Origin of the sequence: Streptomyces sp. SS7, from assembly GCF_037993025.1 — a bacterium.
GTDB lineage: Bacteria > Actinomycetota > Actinomycetes > Streptomycetales > Streptomycetaceae > Streptomyces.
This window is the reverse complement of the sequence record NZ_CP141223.1, coordinates 5,147,842-5,166,194: the sequence shown is the minus strand read 5'-3', so window position 1 is coordinate 5,166,194 and position 18,353 is coordinate 5,147,842. Positions and strand designations below refer to the sequence as shown.

At 71.8% G+C, this 18,353-nt stretch carries 17 protein-coding genes and 1 pseudogene; 10 read left to right on the top strand and 8 right to left on the bottom strand.

Features of this window, described 5'->3' with window-relative positions; translation table 11 throughout:
- Positions 1-191 precede the first annotated feature (191 nt).
- A complete protein-coding gene (locus tag U5640_RS23865) occupies positions 192-761 on the top strand; it encodes a DUF4232 domain-containing protein (protein WP_340377795.1) in 570 nt (189 codons plus the stop codon).
- On the opposite strand, the gene U5640_RS23860 is transcribed toward U5640_RS23865, so the two are convergent.
- Positions 748-1,044 carry a hypothetical protein gene (locus tag U5640_RS23860; protein ID WP_340377794.1) on the bottom strand — a complete coding sequence of 99 codons (297 nt, stop codon included), beginning with the start codon at positions 1,042-1,044 and terminating at the stop codon, positions 748-750. The genes U5640_RS23865 and U5640_RS23860 overlap by 14 nt on opposite strands.
- A gap of 204 nt (positions 1,045-1,248) precedes the next feature.
- Between U5640_RS23860 and U5640_RS23855 the strand changes: the two genes are divergently transcribed.
- From U5640_RS23855 to U5640_RS23835, 5 genes are all read left to right on the top strand, one after another.
- On the top strand, positions 1,249-1,419 hold the full coding sequence (locus U5640_RS23855) for a hypothetical protein (RefSeq protein WP_340385711.1): 171 nt from the start codon (positions 1,249-1,251) through the stop codon (positions 1,417-1,419).
- Between the two features lie 87 nt (positions 1,420-1,506).
- Positions 1,507-1,800, top strand: a complete 294-nt coding sequence (locus U5640_RS23850; RefSeq protein WP_340377793.1) for a Dabb family protein — start codon at positions 1,507-1,509, stop codon at positions 1,798-1,800.
- Positions 1,801-1,978: 178 nt separating this feature from the next.
- A complete protein-coding gene (locus U5640_RS23845) occupies positions 1,979-2,812 on the top strand; it encodes an RNA polymerase sigma factor SigF (protein WP_340377792.1) in 834 nt (277 codons plus the stop codon).
- A 370-nt stretch (positions 2,813-3,182) separates the two neighbouring features.
- Complete coding sequence (locus tag U5640_RS23840) at positions 3,183-4,088, top strand: RNA polymerase sigma factor SigF (protein ID WP_340377791.1); 906 nt, start codon at positions 3,183-3,185, stop codon at positions 4,086-4,088.
- A gap of 68 nt (positions 4,089-4,156) precedes the next feature.
- A complete protein-coding gene (locus tag U5640_RS23835; RefSeq protein ID WP_340377790.1) occupies positions 4,157-4,933 on the top strand; it encodes a hypothetical protein in 777 nt (258 codons plus the stop codon).
- Between the two features lie 9 nt (positions 4,934-4,942).
- On the opposite strand, the gene U5640_RS23830 is transcribed toward U5640_RS23835, so the two are convergent.
- Entirely contained in the window at positions 4,943-5,143 is a 201-nt protein-coding gene (locus tag U5640_RS23830) for a hypothetical protein (protein ID WP_067255576.1), read from the bottom strand.
- Between the two features lie 383 nt (positions 5,144-5,526).
- Here U5640_RS23830 and U5640_RS23825 point away from each other — a divergent pair, with 383 nt between their 5' ends.
- The 4 genes from U5640_RS23825 (at position 5,527) to U5640_RS23810 (ending at position 9,944) form a co-directional block, all read left to right on the top strand.
- Positions 5,527-6,033 carry a MarR family transcriptional regulator gene (locus tag U5640_RS23825; protein ID WP_340377789.1) on the top strand — a complete coding sequence of 169 codons (507 nt, stop codon included), beginning with the start codon at positions 5,527-5,529 and terminating at the stop codon, positions 6,031-6,033.
- Positions 6,034-6,046: 13 nt separating this feature from the next.
- Entirely contained in the window at positions 6,047-8,527 is a 2,481-nt protein-coding gene (locus tag U5640_RS23820; RefSeq protein WP_340377788.1) for an MFS transporter, read from the top strand.
- Between the two features lie 75 nt (positions 8,528-8,602).
- Positions 8,603-9,424, top strand: coding sequence for a YceI family protein (locus U5640_RS23815; RefSeq protein ID WP_340377787.1), 822 nt, complete (start codon positions 8,603-8,605; stop codon positions 9,422-9,424).
- A 49-nt stretch (positions 9,425-9,473) separates the two neighbouring features.
- On the top strand, positions 9,474-9,944 hold the full coding sequence (locus tag U5640_RS23810; RefSeq protein ID WP_340377786.1) for a PPOX class F420-dependent oxidoreductase: 471 nt from the start codon (positions 9,474-9,476) through the stop codon (positions 9,942-9,944).
- 44 nt (positions 9,945-9,988) lie between these two features.
- On the opposite strand, the gene U5640_RS23805 is transcribed toward U5640_RS23810, so the two are convergent.
- The 6 genes and pseudogenes from U5640_RS23805 to U5640_RS23780 all read right to left on the bottom strand — a co-directional run bounded on the left by U5640_RS23805 (position 9,989) and on the right by U5640_RS23780 (position 18,352).
- Positions 9,989-10,774: a TetR/AcrR family transcriptional regulator gene (locus U5640_RS23805; RefSeq protein ID WP_340377785.1), complete on the bottom strand. Its 786-nt coding sequence runs from the start codon at positions 10,772-10,774 to the stop codon at positions 9,989-9,991.
- Between the two features lie 86 nt (positions 10,775-10,860).
- Entirely contained in the window at positions 10,861-11,757 is an 897-nt protein-coding gene (locus U5640_RS23800) for an RNA polymerase sigma-70 factor (protein ID WP_340377784.1), read from the bottom strand.
- Positions 11,758-11,787: 30 nt separating this feature from the next.
- The gene (locus U5640_RS23795) at positions 11,788-13,005 is read right to left on the bottom strand and encodes an FAD-dependent oxidoreductase (protein ID WP_340377783.1); all 1,218 of its coding nucleotides are present in this window, start codon (positions 13,003-13,005) and stop codon (positions 11,788-11,790) included.
- Positions 13,006-13,081: 76 nt separating this feature from the next.
- A complete protein-coding gene (locus U5640_RS23790; RefSeq protein WP_340377782.1) occupies positions 13,082-14,524 on the bottom strand; it encodes an MFS transporter in 1,443 nt (480 codons plus the stop codon).
- An 87-nt stretch (positions 14,525-14,611) separates the two neighbouring features.
- Positions 14,612-16,832: pseudogene (locus U5640_RS23785) on the bottom strand (glycosyltransferase family 39 protein).
- Positions 16,829-18,352, bottom strand: a complete 1,524-nt coding sequence (locus U5640_RS23780) for a bifunctional glycosyltransferase family 2/GtrA family protein (protein WP_340377781.1) — start codon at positions 18,350-18,352, stop codon at positions 16,829-16,831. Before U5640_RS23780 ends, U5640_RS23785 begins: the two are co-directional and overlap by 4 nt.
- Position 18,353: the final 1 nt, after the last annotated feature.

Here is an 18,353-nt window from a genome sequence, read left to right as displayed (position 1 = left end):
GCGCCTCTTCGGCTTTCGTCGGCCATCCGCACGGACGCAGCCTGTCGTCACCGTTCCGTCACAAGCAGTCGCCGCACGGAACCCTGCCGCTCTCCCGCCCTGTCTGCACTCACGTACCACGACCACGCGTACCGCGGGGCAACAACCGACGACCGAAACCCGCGGACGAGACGACTCAGGGGGACGACAGCATGCGGCACAGCAACGGCATTCGCAGGGCGGCTCTGGCGACGACGGCGGTCACGGCCGTCGCGGCGGCGGTGACCGGCGTCCTGCCCGGCACCGCCATGGCGGCGAGCACCACCGCCTCCACGCCTCCGCCCGCCTGCTCGGCCTCCGCCCTTCGAGTCAGCGCCTGGCAGGCCGCCCACCGGCCCGTCGGGACCGGGACCGGGGCGGCGGTCGTGCAGTTCACCAACGCCTCCCGGAGGACGTGCGTCCTGAAGGGCCATCCGACGGTCGCGGGCGCCGGCAACGGCTCCCCCGCCCACAACACCCCGCTCAAGGTCACCCGCACCGGCAGGGCGGCCACCGTGACGGTCCGGCCGCACGGCAAGGCGTGGGTGAAGCTGACCTTCGTCCAGGTCCACGGGGAGGCCGACGGCTACTGCGTGTCGGGCAAGGACCCGGTGGCGTATCCGACGATGGTCATCGGGCTGCCGCACTCCGGGAAGCACCAGGTCGCCCTGAACGACGGGTGGTGGGCCGAGTGCGACAACAAGGTGACCGTCACCCCGGTCTCGGCGGTCAAGCCTTCCTGACCCACCGTCCCCACACCTCGAGCGGACTGCCGGACGATCGCAACGAGGGCTCGATCCGCCGGATCGGGCCCTTCGGCGTGTCCGCTGTCGGCTTCTTGCCGAAGTAGGTCCAGAGCAGTGCGGCACAGACCGAGCCATGGAGCAGGATCAGCAGCCACAGCAGCTTGGGCAGGAACCGCACGCGCTCCCTGGGGGTGCGGACGCAGTCGATCAGCGCCCACAGCGTGAAAACGGCGACCAGGGCGATCAGGACCAGGACCGGCAGGTCCGCCAAGTGCAGCATGTGACTTCTCCCTTGCTGGGGCGTCGGCCCGGTTCGGTGTTCACCCCCTCATCGGACGAGCCCTGCCGATCGGTTCACGGACGCCCGAAAAAAATTCACGGGCACGCCGCACCCGGTCAAAAGCGGTGCGTAAATCGCACTTACGGTTACACTCGCCGCCGTCAACAGGGGCCCAGCGGCCACGACAGGGGAGGCCAGGTGGCCGTGAACGCCAAGAAGATCGCCGTCTACATACTCGTGGTCTTCGTGCTGTACGTGATCATCACGGACCCGTCCCGGGCGGCGGACTACGTCCAGATAGGCTTCGAGGGCATATCGGACGCCGCCAAGGCCATCGGAGACTTCTTCACCTGGCTCGCCGACGGGGCCCACTAGCCTCCGGGCCGGCCGCCGGGGCCGGCGGCACTCACCAGCAGCCACGCACCAACAGCACGCACCGGCAGCACGCATCGGGAGTTACCCATGATCCGCCACCTGGTCCTGTTCAAGCTGAACGAGGGCGTCGAGCGCGACGACCCCCGCGTGATCGAGGGCGAGGCGGCCTTCCGGGCGCTCGGCGGGCAGATCGAGGAGCTGGCCTTCTGGGAACTGGGCTGGAACATCAGCGAGCGGCCCATCGCCTACGACTTCGCGATCAACTCGGCGGTCGAGGACGCGGACGCCCTGAAGCGGTACCTCGAGCACCCGGCGCACCAGGCGGGCGTCGCCCTGTGGCGGGAGTTCGCCACCTGGGTGGTCGCCGACTACACGTTCTGAGCCGCGCCCGCGGAGCCGGACAGCCCCCCGCCGGACGGCGGGGGGCTGTCGTGCGAGCACTGCCCAACTTCTCCCTCAACACGGTGTTATGGGGTGCTTGCACACAGTGCACATGTCTTGTGATGCTATGACCGCTTTTGACGGATGAGTGGACCGATGTTGTTGACCTGACGAAGAGGTGGCGTTGACCGTGTCGGCCAGTACTGCGCCCCCTCAGGAAGAGGCCCCGGCCCCGGGCCCCGAGCGGCGCCGCGGCGCCGACACCCGGGCGCTCACCCAGGTGCTCTTCGCGGAGCTGAAGGAGCTCCAGCCGGGCACCCCGGAGCACAACCGGGTCCGCGGGGCGCTCATCGAGGCCAATCTCCCGCTCGTGCGCTACGCGGCCGCCCGGTTCCGCTCCCGCAACGAGCCGATGGAGGACGTCGTCCAGGTCGGCACCATCGGACTGATCAACGCCATCGACCGCTTCGACCCGGACCGGGGCGTGCAGTTCCCCACCTTCGCCATGCCGACCGTCGTCGGCGAGATCAAGCGCTACTTCCGGGACAACGTCCGCACGGTCCACGTACCGCGCCGGCTGCACGAGCTGTGGGTGCAGGTGAACAGCGCGACCGAGGACCTGACCACCGCCTTCGGCCGCACCCCGACCACCGCCGAGATCGCCGAGCGGCTGCGCATCGGCGAGGACGAGGTCCTGTCCTGCATCGAGGCGGGTCGGTCGTACCACGCGACCTCCCTGGAGGCCGCCCAGGAGGGCGACGGACTGCCTGGCCTGCTGGACCGCCTGGGCTACGAGGACCCGGCCCTGGACGGCGTCGAGCACCGCGACCTCGTCCGCCATCTCCTCGTCCAGCTCCCGGAACGCGAACAGAGAATTCTCCTGCTGCGCTATTACAGCAATCTCACGCAGTCTCAGATCAGCGCGGAACTCGGCGTGTCGCAGATGCACGTCTCCCGGCTACTCGCGCGTAGCTTCCAGCGACTGCGTTCTGCGAACCGCATCGAGGCCTGACGAAACACGGGGACGCGGGAGCACGGCCGTATGCACAGGCGCACAGGTGGGGCGCACGGACAGGGCGCACGGCTCTGGTTACGTCATCCGATGGGTGTTCGCATGCAGGAGCGAGAAGTCACCGGTGAGAGCGAATCCCCCACGAAGTAACTTCCCGACATATCTGCGCTGAAAAACCGTCACACCCCCTGTTTCCAGGGCCGATTCGTCACTGTGATGTCGACATGTCACTACAGCGTGTTGCCGACATGTGACATTCTCCTGGAAGCGCGTTTGCCGGGGCTTCGGCTCCGGTATTCAGGTGAAGGCTGACGTTCTCCAGTGACGGAGGACGAACGCCGCGACCGTCCCGCGACCCAAAGGGGGTGGCATGTCCGCAGACCAGGGCAGCTCGAAGGTGCTCACGCTCACGAAGAGCGAGACCGAGCCCGTCGTGCCCGTCGAGCCCGATGTGCTCGACGACGTCACGGCCCTCGAGGCCGCCGCGCCGGCTCCGGCCCTCCCGTCCTCCGGTGCCATCGACACCCGCACCCTGTCCCGCTCCCTGTTCCTGCGACTGGCCGCACTCGACGAGAACAGCCCCGAACGGGTCTACGTCCGGGACACCCTCATCGAGCTCAACCTCCCCCTCGTCCGCTACGCCGCCGCCCGCTTCCGCTCGCGCAACGAGCCGATGGAGGACATCGTCCAGGTCGGCACGATCGGCCTGATCAAGGCGATCGACCGCTTCGACTGCGAACGCGGCGTGGAGTTCCCGACGTTCGCGATGCCGACGGTCGTGGGCGAGATCAAGCGGTTCTTCCGCGACACCTCGTGGTCCGTCCGCGTCCCGCGCCGGCTCCAGGAGCTGCGCCTGGCCCTCACCAAGGCCAGCGACGAGCTCTCCCAGAAGCTGGACCGCTCGCCGACGGTCGCCGAACTCGCCGCGGTGCTCGGCGTCTCCGAGGAGGACGTGGTCGACGGCCTCGCCGTCGGCAACGCCTACACGGCCTCCTCACTGGACTCCCCGGCCCCCGAGGACGACGGCGGCGAGGGCTCCCTGGCCGACCGTCTCGGCTACGAGGACACGGCCCTGGAGGGCGTGGAGTACCGGGAGTCGCTCAAGCCCCTGCTCGCCAAGCTCCCGCCGCGCGAGCGGCGCATCATCATGCTGCGCTTCTTCGCCAACATGACCCAGTCCCAGATCGGCGAGGAGGTCGGCATCTCGCAGATGCACGTCTCCCGCCTCCTGACCCGCACCCTGGCCCAGCTCCGCGAGGGCCTGATCTCGGACTGAGAGCGTTCCTCACCGAGCGTTCCTCACCGAGGGTTCCTTACTGACGCACCGGCAGCCACACTGTCGCGATGCGCGCGTCAGCGGAAGGAACAACGGAACGGTCACGCGGCCGTCGGCGCGCCCTGTGGGGGCTGTCGGCGGCCGTGGCCGTCGTGGCGGGGACGGCAGGCGCCCTCGGGGCGTACGGCGGCGGGCACGGCCGGGACTACGTCGCGGTCGGCGTCCCGGGCGGGAGACCGCTGTCGGCGGCGCCCGCGGGAGGCGTACGACTGGTGCCGCTGGACGCGCCGACGGACACCGGCCCGTCGCCGTCGCCATCACAGGCGACGAGGACTCCGGGTGCCCCCGGGACGTCGGCGGCCGGACCGCCCGCGACCGGGGCCGGCTCAACGGCGCGGACCACGGGCACGCGCGGGGATGCGGACGCAGGCGTGGGTGCGGGCACGGAGGGGGGCACTGACGGGGGCTCGGAAGCGGGCGGCCCGTCGCCGCAGGCGCCGTCGCCGTCCCCCTCGCCGCCACCCACCGGCACACCCGCCCCCGCCGCCCTGCTCACGAGCGACCCCGTACGCACGCCCACCGAGCACCGCTGGTGCGAGGACGTGACGCTGGTCTTCCGCAATGCGGGGGGCATGCCCGTGCGGTCGGGCGCGGTCACCTTCGGGACACACGTCGTCGACGCCCTCGGCATCGACTGGTCCACCGTCGGGTCGACGGTGGGGTTCCCCGCGCCCCTCGCCCCCGGCGAGCGCAAGGAGCGGACCTGGACGGTGTGCGTCGAGGCCTGGAGGGTGCCGCTGGGCATGCGGGTCGAGACGCGGGACGTGTCCGTGCGGTGGGAGTAGGGGCGTCGGTTACTTCAGCGCCAGCCAGGCGACCGCCGCCACGATCGCCACGGCGGCGACGATGCCGATGATCAGACCGAGGCGGGGACCGGCCGGCGCGGGCGCCTGACGGGAGGTGGCCTGGGGGCCGCCCTCGTCGACGAACGCGCGGAACATCTGGGTGCTGCCGGCGGGGTCGTGATTGCCCTGCGGGCCCTGGGTGTTAGCCATGGCCAGAGACCCTAGCGAAAACGACGGCATCGGCCCAAGCGGGGGTCCGGCAAGCAGTCCGGCAGGGGCCCGGCAAGCAGTCCGGCAGGTCCGGCACGAAGTCCCGCCCGAGCTCGACACGCGGCCCCGCCGCACGACATCGGAAAGCGGCCGGCACACGGTCGGCACCCGGTCGGCACCCGGCCGGCACCCGGTCGGCACCCGGTTCGGTGAGGAAACCGGCAGAGGCGCCCGCCTCCGCCCGCCGTCACCCCGCCCACCTGCACGTTTACCCCGGCAATACGTGCCTTTGCCAACTTTTTGCGGCCCTCCACCCCCTTTTATTTGCCTGCAGCAACCAATCAAACCTATGGTTGCCCCAAGCAACAAACTAGGGAGGTGCGATGGCCGCGCAGACGCAGTACGAGGAACTGGCGCGTCAGCTCAGTGCCTTCGGCGTCGTGAAGCGGGACCTCGGGCGGATCACGCCGGCCGACTGCTCCCCCGGCTCCGCCGCCGTGCTCACCCTCCTCGGCCGCCACGGAGACATGCGCATGAGCAATCTCTCCGAGCTGCTCGCGGTCGACATGTCGGTGACCAGCCGCCATGTCGCCCATCTCGCCGAGCGCGGCTGGATCGACCGTTCCCCGGACCCGGCGGACAAGCGCTCGCGCATCCTGCGCCTCACCCCCGAGGGCGGCGCGGTGCTCGCCGAGCTGTACCGGCGCAGTGTCGCCCTGCTGGCGGAGCGCCTCGGCGACTGGTCCGACGACGAGATCGGCCAGCTCATCCGGCTGATGACCCGGCTGCGCGCCAGCTTCGGCGACTGCCGGACCATCCCGCACCGGCAGCAGCCGCCCCAGCCGCCACCGCCTCCCCCGTTGCACGAGACCACCCGTACACCCGCGTAAGAGAAGGAAGACCATGGCAACGACCACACCGGCCGGTGTGCGGGCCCACGCCAAGCACGGGGGCGGGCACGACGCCCACGCCCCGATGACGCACCGGCAGATCATGGAGGCCCTGTCCGGCCTTCTGCTCGGCATGTTCGTGGCGATCCTGTCGTCCACGATCGTCTCCAACGCCCTCCCGGAGATCATCGGCGACCTCGGCGGCGGCCAGTCCGCCTACACCTGGGTGGTGACCGCCACCCTGCTGGCGATGACCGCGACCACCCCGCTGTGGGGCAAGCTCGCCGACCTCTACGACAAGAAGGCGCTCGTCCAGATCGCGCTGGTCGTCTACGTCCTCGGATCGGCGGCCGCCGGGCTCTCGCAGAACCCCGGCATGCTGATCGCCTGCCGTGTCGTGCAGGGCGTCGGCGTCGGCGGTCTCTCCGCCCTCGCGCAGATCGTGATGGCCGCGATGATCTCGCCGCGGGAGCGCGGCCGCTACTCCGGCTACCTCGGCGCGACCTTCGCCGTCGCCACCGTGGGCGGCCCGCTGCTCGGCGGTGTCATCACCGACACCTCGTGGCTCGGCTGGCGCTGGTGCTTCTACGTCGGCGTCCCCTTCGCCGTGATCGCGCTGATCGTGCTGCAGAAGACGCTGCACCTGCCGGTCGTGAAGCGGGACGTGAAGGTCGACTGGGCCGGCGCGTTCTTCATCTCCGCCGCCGTCTCCCTGCTGCTCGTCTGGGTCACCTTCGCGGGGGACAAGTACGACTGGCTGTCCTGGCAGACGTACACGATGGTCGCGGGCTCGGTCCTGCTCGGCGCGGTGTTCGTGCTCGTGGAGTCGAAGGCCGCCGAGCCGATCATCCCGCTGCGGCTGTTCCGCAACCGGACCATCACCCTCTCCTCCATCGCCTCGATGTTCGTGGGCGTGGCGATGTTCTCCGGCACGGTGTTCTTCGCCCAGTACTTCCAGCTGGCCCGCGACGAGTCCCCGACCATGTCCGGGGTGCTCACCATCCCGATGATCGGCGGTCTGTTCGTCTCCTCCACCGTCTCCGGGCAGTTCATCACCCGCACCGGCAAGTGGAAGGCCTGGCTGGTCAGCGGCGGTGTGCTCATCACGGCGGGCCTCGGTCTGCTGGGCACCATCCGCTACGACACGGACTACTGGAAGACCGCTGTCTTCATGGCGCTGCTGGGTCTCGGCGTCGGCATGATGATGCAGAACCTGGTGCTGTCCACGCAGAACCAGGTGGATCCGAAGGACCTCGGCTCGGCCAGCTCGACCGTCACCTTCTTCCGCTCCCTCGGCGGGGCGATGGGCGTCTCGGCGCTCGGTGCCGTCATGGCCGACCGCATCACCGACTACGCCAAGGACGGCATCGCCGGTCTCGGCCCGAAGTACGCCGCGCTCGCGTCCGGTTCCAGCTCCTCCGGCACGATCCCGGACATGGACAAGCTGCCCGCGCCGCTGCGCACGGTCATGGAGGACGCGTACGGCCACGGCATCGCGGACGTCTTCCTGATCGCCTCCGGGCTGGCCCTGCTCGCCTTCCTGATCACCCTGTTCATCAAGGAGGTCCCGCTGCGGACCAAGGGCGCGCTGGCTCACACGGCAGAGGCGGAGGCCGCGGACCAGACCCCGGCAGAGGCTCGGACGGAGGCGGAGGCGACGGCTCCCGCGCCGGTGGAGCAGCAGCACACGCCCGGCCGGGCGGCCGCCGAGAGCCCCGTCCAGGAGTCCGGTTCCGGTGTCCCGGTCCGCGGTTTCGTCCGGGGCGCGGAGAGCGCGCCGGTCCCGCAGGCCGCCGTCACGCTGATCTCCCTGGCCGGACGGCAGCTGGGCCGGTCGGTCGCGCAGGCCGACGGTGCCTACGCACTGGACGCGCCCGGGGCCGGGTCGTACGTCCTGATCGCCGCGGCGGACGGGTTCCAGCCGCAGGCGTCCACGATCGTCGTGAACGGCGAGCCGCTCGCGTACGACATCCTGCTCAGCGGGACCAGTGGGCTCAGCGGGTCCGTGCGGGCCTCCGGTTCGGGTGAGGGCGTCAAGGACGCGATGGTCGCCGTCACCGATGTGCGCGGCGAGCTGCTGGCCACCGCGGCCACCGGTGACCGGGGGGAGTTCGCGGTCGGCGAGCTGGTGCCGGGTGCGGTGACCGTCGCGGTGAACGCCGCCGGGTTCCGGCCGCAGGCGCTGCCCGTGGAGATCGGCGGGACCGGGGTGACCCGGCTGGAGGTCGCGCTCGACGCGGGCGCGCAGCTCCGGGGGGTCGTCCGGGCGCCGCACGGGCCGCTGGCCGACGCGCTGGTGACGCTCGTCGACGCGGCGGGCAACGTCCTGGGCACGGCCACGACCGGCGCGGACGGGGCGTACGCCTTCGCGGACCTGGACGGCGGCGAGTACACGGTCATCGCGACCGGCTACCCGCCGGTGGCCAGTGCGCTGACGGTGACCGGGGCCGGCGTCGACGGCCATGACATCGAGCTCGCCCACCCGGGCGAGTAGTACGACCGCGGGCGGGGGCGACGGGGTGTGCCCCGCCGCCCCCGCCCTGTTCTTCCCCACGAGGAGTTCCCTGAGATGGCACTGACCGCGAGGATCCGCACCCGCGACGGATGGGCCGTGTCGCACGCGGTCGTCACGGTGACCGACATGGCCGGGACGCAGGTGCTGCGGGCCGGGGCGGACGACGAGGGCGTCGTGCGCGACGCGTCGGGGCTCGCGCCGGGGCCGTACACCGTGATCGTCACGGCCGTCGGGTACGCGCCCGTCGCCTCCACGGCGCTCGTCACCGCGGGCGGCCGGGTCGACGTGGGCACGGTGACGCTGGCCCGGCAGGGCGGGACCGAGCTGCCGCCGCCCGGGCCGTGGAGGGTCGACCCGGCGCACTCCACGGTCGGCGCGGTCGCCCGGCACCTGGGCCTCTCCAGCGTGCGGGGCCGCTTCACCGACTTCTCGGCGGCGATCGAGATCGCCCCGGACGACGCCACGAAGTCCCGGGTGGAGGCGGTGATACGGGCCGACTCCATCGACACCGGCAACGGCACGCGCGACACGCATCTGCGGTCGGCGGACTTCCTGGACGTCGAGGAGCACCCGGAGATCACCTACCGCTCGACCGGGCTGACGGTCGCGGGACCCGACCGCTGGACCGTCCACGGCGACCTGTCCCTGCGGGGAGTCGTACGGCCGGTCGACCTGGACCTCGCCTACCTCGGCACCGGCGCCGACCCCTGGGGTGGCACCCGGGCCGCCTTCCGCGCGACGGCCGCACTCCACCGCGAGGACTTCGCGATGAACTACAACCAGGTCGTCCGGGCGGGCATCGCCGCGATCGGTACGACCCTGCGCGTGGAGCTGGAGGTCCAGGCGGTGCGGGGCGCGTCGCTGCCCGGTGCGTAGGACCGGCGGGATCACGTGCGGAAGCCCCGCGTCCGCCTAGGCTGACGGCATGGCACCGAACATCGCGACCAACACGGCCGTCTCGCTCGACGAGCTGCTGGACTTCGTACGCCCCCGTCACCGCGCGATCCTGTTGACCCGGCGGGGTGACGGCGGGCCCCAGGCATCCCCGCTGACCTGCGGCGTCGACGACTCCGGGCGGATCGTCGTCTCCACCTACCCCGAGCGGGCCAAGACGCGCAACGCCAAGCGGGACGAGCGGGTGAGCGTGCTCGTGCTCAGCGACGACTGGGACGGGCCGTGGGTGCAGATCGACGGGACGGCGGAGGTGCTCGACGTGCCGGAGTCCGTGGAGCCGCTGGTGGAGTACTTCCGGAACATCGCGGGGGAGCATCCCGACTGGGAGGAGTACCGGGCGGCGATGGTGCGGCAGGGGAAGTCGATCATCCGGATCACCCCGGTGCGGTGGGGGCCGGTCGCGACCGGCGGCTTCCCCGCGCGGCTCGCCCCGCAGGAGTGAGCGCCTGCTGATACGGCCCCGCGCCCCAGGCTGTCCTGGATGTCCTAGCTGTCCTGGCCGTCCTTCGCCTCGGCCCTGGCCGTCATCGCCTCGATTCCCGCGATCAGCAGGTCCAGGGCGTACTCGAAGTCCCTCTCCCACATCTCCTCGACCGTGTCGCCGCCCCGGGCCGCCATGATGTCCTCGCTCTCCTTGACGACGTCGGCGGCCTCGGGGGCCTGGGTGACCGTGCTGAGAGCCTGGCGGAAGTAGGCGTCGGGGGTCAGGCCCACGGCCGCGGAGCGGGTGATGAAGTGGCCCTCGATCGTGCCGAAGCCGTACACGAACTGGAAGACGGCGGAGATGGCCGCCGCCAGCCCGTGGGTGGGCAGACCGGTGCGGCGGACGACCCGATGGACGGTGCGGGCGAACGCGACGTTGTTCGGGCCGATGTTGAGGAACGTGCCCGCCAGCGGGGACACCCAGGGGTGGCGGACCAGCAGGGCGCGGTAGGAGCGGGCCAGGGCGCGCAGTTGGTCGCGCCAGTCCTCGTCCTGATGCGCCGGGTCGGGCAGCTCCATGCCCTCGTAGACCGCGTCCAGGGCGAGTTCGAGCAGGTCGTCCTTGGTGTCGACGTACCAGTACACGGACATCGCCGTCACGTTCAGCTCGGCCGCCAGCCGCCGCATGGAGAACTTGGCGAGGCCCTCCGCGTCCAGCAGCCGTACGGTGACCTCGGTGATCCGGGTCCGGTCGAGCCCGGAGGGCTGGCCGCCGCCCCGGCCGCGCCGCCGCGCCTTGCCCTCCAGCCACACGCTGTGGTGCTTGGCGTCCTTGCCGGTCTCGGCCATGGCAGGGCACCTTCCTCTTCGTCCGGTACGGGGAACTGTGTTCCGGTACTGGGGAAGATGCTAGGCCTGCCATGGCGGCCGGTCCCTCAGCGCAGGGTGAGCGGGGTCTCGGAGTCGACCCGGGTCAGTTTCTCCGGGTTGCGGACGTAGTAGAGGCCCGTGATGCGGTCGTCCTCGAAACGGACGGCGACCACCCCGTCGATCTCGCCGTCCACGCGCAGCACGAGCGCCGGGCCGCCGTTGACCATGGTGAACTCGCTGGTGAGCGTCGCCTGGTGGCGGCGCGAACCGCCGACGATGAAGCGGGCCACCTTGTCGGCGCCGCTGATCGGCCGGAGCGCGGCCTGCCGCACTCCGCCGCCGTCGCTCATCAGGACGACGTCGGGGGCGAGCACGTCGAGGAAGCCCTGGAGGTCCCCGGTGCTGAGCGCGCGCTGGAAGGACTCCAGGGCGGCCCGGGTCCTGCGCGCCGATACCGCCTCGCGGGGGCGGCGGGCGTCGACGTGCCGGCGGGCGCGGTGGGCGATCTGGCGGACGGCGGCGGGGCTCTTGTCGACGGCGGCGGCGATCTCGTCGTAGCCCACGTCGAAGACCTCGCGCAGCACGAAGACGGCCCGCTCGGTCGGGGACAGGGTCTCCAGGACGAGCATCAGCGCCATCGACACGCTCTCGGCGAGTTCGACGTCCTGGGCGACGTCGGGGGTGGTGAGCAGTGGCTCGGGCAGCCAGGGGCCGACGTACGCCTCCTTGCGGCGGGACAGGGTGCGCAGGCGGTTGAGGGCCTGGCGGGTGGTGATCCGGACGAGGTACGCGCGCCGGTCGCGCACCTCGTCCAGGTCGGTGTCGACCCAGCGCAGCCAGGTCTCCTGCAGGACGTCCTCGGCGTCGGCCGCCGAGCCGAGCATCTCGTAGGCGACGGTGAAGAGCAGGTTGCGGTGGGCGACGAACGCCTCGGTCGCCGGGTCGGCTGTGTGATCGTCCATGTCAGGTTCCCTCCCCCGTCCGGGTGCGGCTCAGACCGTGCGTTCGGCGACGGCCGCGGGCCGGGCGGGCTCGCTCCGCCGGAGCTGCTGCTGCCGCCTGGATCCTCCCGACACCTTGTGCAGCCGGTACGCACCGGGCTTGCGCCCCTCGCCCGCCAGGTGCTCGCCGATGCCCTTGCAGATGAACTCCTTGAGTTTCGCGCCGGGACGACCGCCGATGTGGAGCCCGACCGCGACGTCGTACCGGTGGGCGAACTGGAAGATGCCCGCGCCCCGGCCCAGGCTGATGCACTGGCCGGCGAACACCTGGTTCAGGGTCGCGGGCCGCTCGCCCGCGATCCTGCTGAGCACCGTGTCGGCCGCCCGCGCGCCCAGCGGGACGGCGGCCTGGCAGCTCATCCGCAGCGGCAGGTCCGAGGGCGCCGCAGAGTCCCCGGCCGCGACGATGTGCGGGTCGTCGACGCTGGTCAGCGTCTCGTCGGTGAGCAGTCGGCCGAGGGCGTCGGTGCTCAGGCCGCTGCGCGCGGCCAGGTCCGGGACCCCGAAGCCGGCGGTCCAGACGGTCACCTCGCTCGGCAGCTCGCGGCCGTCGGCGAGCCGTACGGCGTCACGGGTCACGGCCGTCACCTTCGTGCCGGGGCCGTCCAGGACGGTCACCCCGAGCGCGGCCAGGCGCCCGGCGACCGAGCGCCGACCGCGCCGGTGCAGGTACGGGCCGAGGACCCCGCCGCAGACCAGGGTCACCGTGTGGCCCTGCTCGGCCAGCTCGGCCGCGGTCTCGATGCCGGTCGGACCGCCTCCGACGACGGTCAGCGGAGCGTTGGCGGCCTTGGCGGACGCGGCCTCGACGACCGGCCGCAGTCGGCTCGCGTCCTCCAGGGTGGCGATCGGGTGGGCGAACTCGGCCGCCCCGGGCACGCTCGGGTCGGCGCTGCCGCTGCCCACGGCGTAGACCAGGTGGTCGTAGCGGACGGTGCCGCCGTGCTCCAGGGCGAGGGCATGCCCGGCCGCGTCGATCCGGGTCACGGTGTCGACGACCAGCCGGACGCGCTCGCCGAGGATCTCGGTGTAGTCGGTGACGGCGGTGTGGGTCCCGGCCACGAGCTGGTGCAGGCGGATCCGCTCGACGAAGGCCGGGCGCGGGTTGATCAGCGTGACGTTCACGTCGCCGCGGGCGGTCAGGCGGTTGGCGGCCATGACGCCGGCGTATCCCCCGCCGATCACGACGACTTCGGTGTTCTCGCTCACGGTGTCTCCTCCGGTTCCAGGGGGTTCGGTCACAGGACACCGGAGCCCCGCGGTCTGTGACATCACGTGAGCCGGCTCACACGAGAACGCCCGCAGTCCCCTTGTCCGGCTTCTCCCTGTCGGCCTTCTCCTTGTCGGCCTTCGCCTTGTCCGCCCTGCGCAGCAGGACCGCCGTCACCAGTCCTCCGCCCAGGACGGCGACCGCCCCCACCAGCAGGCCCGCGCCGAGCCCGTCCGACAGCGGCTTGCCCGCGGTCAGGGAGGCGCTGAGCACGGCACCCAGGACGGCGACGCCCAGCCCGTTGCCGAACTCCGCCAGCGTGCCGTTGACGCCCGCGCCGACGCCCGCCTTCTCCGGCGGTATCGCGCTCATGATCGCGTGGGCCATCGCCGGGTTGGCGACCGCGCAGCCGACGCCGATCAGCACCAGACCGGCCGCGACACCGCCGTATCCCTCTCCGCCGGACGCGATCGAGACGAGCCCGCCCGCCATCAGCACCATGCCGCCCAGCACCGACAGCGGGGTTCCGAGCCGGGCGGTCGCCTTCGCCGCCAGCCCGCTGAAGTTCAGGACGACCACGGTCAGCGCCAGCGGCGCGGTGCGCAGGCCCGCCTCCAGGGGGCCGTAGCCGAGCACGGACTGCAGGTGCTGGGTGAGGAGGAAGAGCGCGCCGCCCATGCCGAAGGTGACCAGGACAACCCCGCCGACCGCGCCGGTGAACCGGCGGTCGCGGAAGAACGCCAGGTCGAGCATGGGGTACGGGATCCGGCTCTCCCACCGGGCGAACAGCGTGAGGGCGACGGCGGCGACCGCCGCGCTCACCAGCACTCGGGCCGAGGTCCAGCCGCGGGCGGGGCCGGAGATGATCGCGAAGACCAGCGCGGCCATGCCGATCGTGGACAGGAGCGCGCCGAGCAGGTCGGGGCGGTCGCCCCGGGGGTTCCTGGACTCGGGGACCAGGGCGAGGACGGCGGCGAGCGCAAGCGCCGCGACCGGGAGGTTGAGCAGGAAGATCGCGCCCCAGCGGAAGTGGTCGAGCACGAGGCCGCCGACGAGCGGGCCGGTGGCGAACCCGAGGGCGTTCACCGCGGCCCAGATGCCGATCGCCCTGGGCTGCTCCTCGGGCGCGAAGATCTGCATCGCCACGGCGAGGGTGGTGGTGAGCAGCAGCGCGCCACCCACGCCCATACCGGCCCGGGCGGCGATCAGCTGCCCGGAGGTGGTGGCGAACCTGGCCACGGCCGAGCCGATGCCGAACAGCGCTAGGCCCGTGGCCAGCATCTTCTTGCGGCCGTATCCGTCGGCGGCGCTGCCGGCGGTGAGCAGGAGACCGGACTGGACGAGCGAGTACGCGTTGATCATCCACTGGATGTCGGCGGTGCTCGCGTCCAGCTCGCGGGTGAGGGAGGGGATCGCGACGTTCAGGATCGTGTTGTCGAGCAGCACGGTGAGCTGCGCGAGACAGATCACGGCCAGGATCAGCCAGCGGCGGGGGTGGGAGGTGGTCACGTCATACACCGTAGAAGAGCTCCTGTACGGCGTACAACGCAATTACGGGGAAGGGCGGTGGCGACGTGCCACCGCCCTTCAACCGCTTCCGCTGTGTCAGCCGCTCGCCTTCTGGGTCAGGTCGTAGAAGGTGGACGAACCCACCGTCACCTTCTTGAAGTTGGCCTCGACCCAGGAGGTGATCTGGGAGGACGTGCCGCTGCCGCTGCCGCCCATGCCACCGCCGGTGCCGCCGGCGATGAAGTAGTGGATCTTTCCGTCCGCGACGTACTGCTTGAACTGGGCCAGCGTCGGGGAGGGGTCGGTGCCGTTGAAGCCGCCGATCGCCATGACCGCGTCGCCCGTGGAGAAGCTGGTAGCTCGCCGCGTTCTGGGCGCCGATCGCCGCCGCGACCCAGGTGTACGCGCCGGAGTCGGTCTCCAGCAGCTTCTTGGCCTCGTCGGAGACGCTCGCGCCGTTCAGCAGGCCGCCGGCGCCACCGGCGCCGCCCATGCCGCCGCCGTCACCGGCTCGGCCGCCGGGACCGCCCTGCTGGTTCTGGCCCTGGTTCTGGTTCTGGTTCTGGTTCTGGGTGGTGCCGTTGCCGTTCTGCCGGTTCTGGCCGCCGCCCGGGAAGCCGCCGCCGGGGAAGCCGTTGCCGTTCTGGGTGGTCCCGTTGCCGTTCTGCTGCCCCTGCCGGCCCGGCATGCCGCCGCCGAAGCCGCCCCGGCCGCCGCCACCGCCCGGACCGCCGCCCATGGACGCGCCCGCCGGGCCCGCCGTGACGATGGAGCCGGTGTGGCCCGTCTGGAGGGTGCTCAGGGTGTACGCCGTCGGACCGGCGAGGGAGGCGACCAGGCCGGCGGAGGCCGCCGCGAGGGCGAGCCGACGGGTGATCCGACCCGCGAAGACCAGGCCCAGGGCGGCGGCGAGGCCGCCGATCAGGACCAGCCACTTCAGCCAGGGCAGGTAGTCCGAGGTGCGGTTGAGCAGGACGTACGACCAGGAGGCCGCCGCGACGACCGAGGCCGCGAGGGTGATCGAGACCCACAGCTCGGACCGCTTCTCCCACAGGAGACCCGCGCCCATGCCGATCACGGCCGCCATGTAGGGGGCGAGGGCGACGGTGTAGTACTGGTGGAAGATGCCCGCCATGTAGCTGAAGACGACCATGGTGATCAGCAGCGAGCCGCCCCAGACGAGGAACAGACCCCGCGTGGCCGACGTCCGCCCGCGCCTGCGGGTGGCCACGAGCGCGGCGGCCAGCAGGATCAGCGCGGCCGGCAGCAGCCAGGAGATCTGGCCCCCGATCTCGGAGTTGAACATCCGGTCCCAGCCGGTCTCGCCCCACTGGCCGGTGTTGCCGCCGCCCCCGCCGCCGACGCTGCCGGTCTCCTCGCCGTTGAGGCGGCCGAGGCCGTTGTAGCCGAAGGTCAGCTCCAGGAAGGAGTTGTTCTGCGAGCCGCCGATGTACGGGCGGGAGGAGGCGGGCCACAGCTCGACGATCGCGACCCACCAGCCGCCGGACGCGACCAGCGCACCGGTGGCCAGGGCCAGCTGTCCGAACCGCTTCCGCACGCTCACCGGCGCGCAGACCGCGTAGACGATCGCGAGCGGCGGGAGGATCAGGAACGCCTGGAGCGTCTTGGCGAGGAACGCGAAGCCGATCGCGACGCCGGCCCACACCAGCCACCTCGTACGGCCGTCCTCCACCGCGCGGGCGGTGAAGTAGCAGGCCACGGCCATCAGCAGGGCCAGCATCGCGTCCGGGTTGTTGAACCGGAACATCAGCGCGGCGACGGGGGTGAGCGCGAGCACGGCACCCGCGATCAGACCGGCCGCGGCGCTGAAGCGGCGGCGCACGGAGGCGTGGACGACGGCGACGGTGCCGACGCCCATCAGCACCTCCGGGACGAGGATCGCCCAGGAGTTCAGGCCGAAGATCCTGACCGACAGGGCCATCGGCCACAGCGAGGCCGGGGGCTTGTCGACGGTGATGGCGTTGCCCGCGTCCAGCGAGCCGAAGAAGAAGGCCTTCCAGGACTGGCTGCCCGCCTGGACGGCCGCCGAGTAGAAGGAGTTGGCGTACCCGGAGGCGCTCAGGTTGTAGAGGTAGAGGAGGAAGGTGGCGAGGAGCAGACCGAGGAAGGCCGGGCGGGCCCAGCGGGGGTCCTCGGGGCGGCCGCGCCAGAGTCTGCGGTGCAGGGGCTGCTTCGGCTCGCCCGACTCCGGCGCCGGTGCGGCCGGCTGCTGCGGCTCGGTGGCCGCAGGGGCGGTGGCCGGAGGGGCGGTGGGGGGCGGGCCCCAGGCTGTCGGCTGGTCGAGGTGCGTGGTCATCGGGGGTCCCCCGGGTCCGTGTCGTGAGGGCGCACCGGCTGCAGTCGCACGGTGGCGTCCCTCCAGGTGCCGTCCGCGGCGTCACCGGCGCGGAACTGGGTGGTCTCGTGGGTGGCGGTGGTGTTCCGGTACGGCGAGGCGTACGCCGGGGCGGACGGACGGGCCGGGTGCTGCGGCCCGTATGCCGGGGCGACCGGGTACGACGACGCGTACGGCGTCGGCTGCGCCGGGTGGCGGGAGGCGACCACGGTCGGCGCCGGGGCGTCGTCCTCGGAGCCCTCCCGCCGGTCCGGGAACACCCACGCGCGGAAGAGCAGGAAACGCAGGACCGTCGCCGCCAGGTTGGCGGCGATGAGCACCGCGAGTTCGGTGGAGTGGGCGGGCCGGGTCGTCGCCGCGTTCAGGGCGGCGAGCGAGCCGCTGGTCAGCGCCAGGCCGATGGCGAAGACGACCAGGCCCTGCGCCTGGTGCTTGACGGCCCCGCCGCGGCCGCGGACCCCGAAGGTCAGCCGGCGGTTGGCGGCGGTGTTGGCGACCGCGGACACCAGCAGGGCGAGCGCGTTGGCGGACTGCGAGCCGCTGAACTGGCGGAAGCCGCTGTAGAGCAGCAAGTAGAACAGGGTGGACAGACCGCCCACCACACAGAAGCCGACGAGCTGGCGGGCCAGCCCCTTGGGCACGTCCTGGATCTCGCGGTCGCGCGGGTCGTCGCCGAAGGGGCGGGTGAGCCGGTCGAGCGAGAGGGAGCCGGTGGCCAGGGCCTTGCCCACCCGCCACACGCCCTTGAGGTCGTCGGTGGCGGTCTTCACGATGTGCACCGTGGAGTCGGGGTCGTCGACCCAGTCGACGGGCACCTCGTGGATCCTGAGGCCGGCCCGCTCGGCGAGCACCAGCATCTCCGTGTCGAAGAACCAGCCGGTGTCCTCCACCAGGGGGAGCAGTACCTGCGCGACATCACGGCGGATCGCCTTGAAGCCGCACTGGGCGTCCGAGAAGCGGGCCTGGAGCGAGCCGCGCAGGATCAGGTTGTAGGCGCGGCTGATGAACTCCCTCTTCGGGCCGCGCACCACGCGCGAGCTGCGGGAGAGCCGGGAACCGATCGCCAGGTCGGAGTGACCGGAGATCAGCGGGGCCACCAGCGGCAGCAGCGCGTTGAGGTCGGTGGACAGGTCCACGTCCATGTAGGCGAGGATCGGGGCGTCCGAGGCCGACCAGACGGTCCGCAGCGCACGGCCGCGGCCCTTCTGCTCCAGCCGGAAGTTCCTGACCTCCGGCATCCGCGTCTCCAGCCGGCGCGCCACCTCGGGGGTGGTGTCGGTCGACGCGTTGTCCGCGACCGTGATGCGGAAGGTGTACGGGAACGTACGCGTCAGGTGGTCGTGCAGTCTCTCGACGCACGGCTGGAGGTCCTTCTCCTCGTTGTAGACGGGGATCACTACGTCCAGGACAGGCGTACCGGCTGTGGCGGCCGGGAGGTGCTCCCGCACCGGCAGGGTGCCGGGAGAAGAGTCGGTTCGCATG

Coding starts and splice junctions, on each gene's coding strand:
- U5640_RS23780 (WP_340377781.1), bottom strand. CDS start 18,352: ATGCGAACCGACTCTTCTCCCGGCACCCTGCCGGTGCGGGAGCACCTC.
- U5640_RS23815 (WP_340377787.1), top strand. CDS start 8,603: ATGGCACTGACCGCGAGGATCCGCACCCGCGACGGATGGGCCGTGTCG.
- U5640_RS23830 (WP_067255576.1), bottom strand. CDS start 5,143: ATGGCTAACACCCAGGGCCCGCAGGGCAATCACGACCCCGCCGGCAGC.
- U5640_RS23805 (WP_340377785.1), bottom strand. CDS start 10,774: ATGGCCGAGACCGGCAAGGACGCCAAGCACCACAGCGTGTGGCTGGAG.
- U5640_RS23840 (WP_340377791.1), top strand. CDS start 3,183: ATGTCCGCAGACCAGGGCAGCTCGAAGGTGCTCACGCTCACGAAGAGC.
- U5640_RS23850 (WP_340377793.1), top strand. CDS start 1,507: ATGATCCGCCACCTGGTCCTGTTCAAGCTGAACGAGGGCGTCGAGCGC.
- U5640_RS23800 (WP_340377784.1), bottom strand. CDS start 11,757: ATGGACGATCACACAGCCGACCCGGCGACCGAGGCGTTCGTCGCCCAC.
- U5640_RS23820 (WP_340377788.1), top strand. CDS start 6,047: ATGGCAACGACCACACCGGCCGGTGTGCGGGCCCACGCCAAGCACGGG.
- U5640_RS23810 (WP_340377786.1), top strand. CDS start 9,474: ATGGCACCGAACATCGCGACCAACACGGCCGTCTCGCTCGACGAGCTG.
- U5640_RS23865 (WP_340377795.1), top strand. CDS start 192: ATGCGGCACAGCAACGGCATTCGCAGGGCGGCTCTGGCGACGACGGCG.
- U5640_RS23825 (WP_340377789.1), top strand. CDS start 5,527: ATGGCCGCGCAGACGCAGTACGAGGAACTGGCGCGTCAGCTCAGTGCC.
- U5640_RS23860 (WP_340377794.1), bottom strand. CDS start 1,044: ATGCTGCACTTGGCGGACCTGCCGGTCCTGGTCCTGATCGCCCTGGTC.
- U5640_RS23835 (WP_340377790.1), top strand. CDS start 4,157: ATGCGCGCGTCAGCGGAAGGAACAACGGAACGGTCACGCGGCCGTCGG.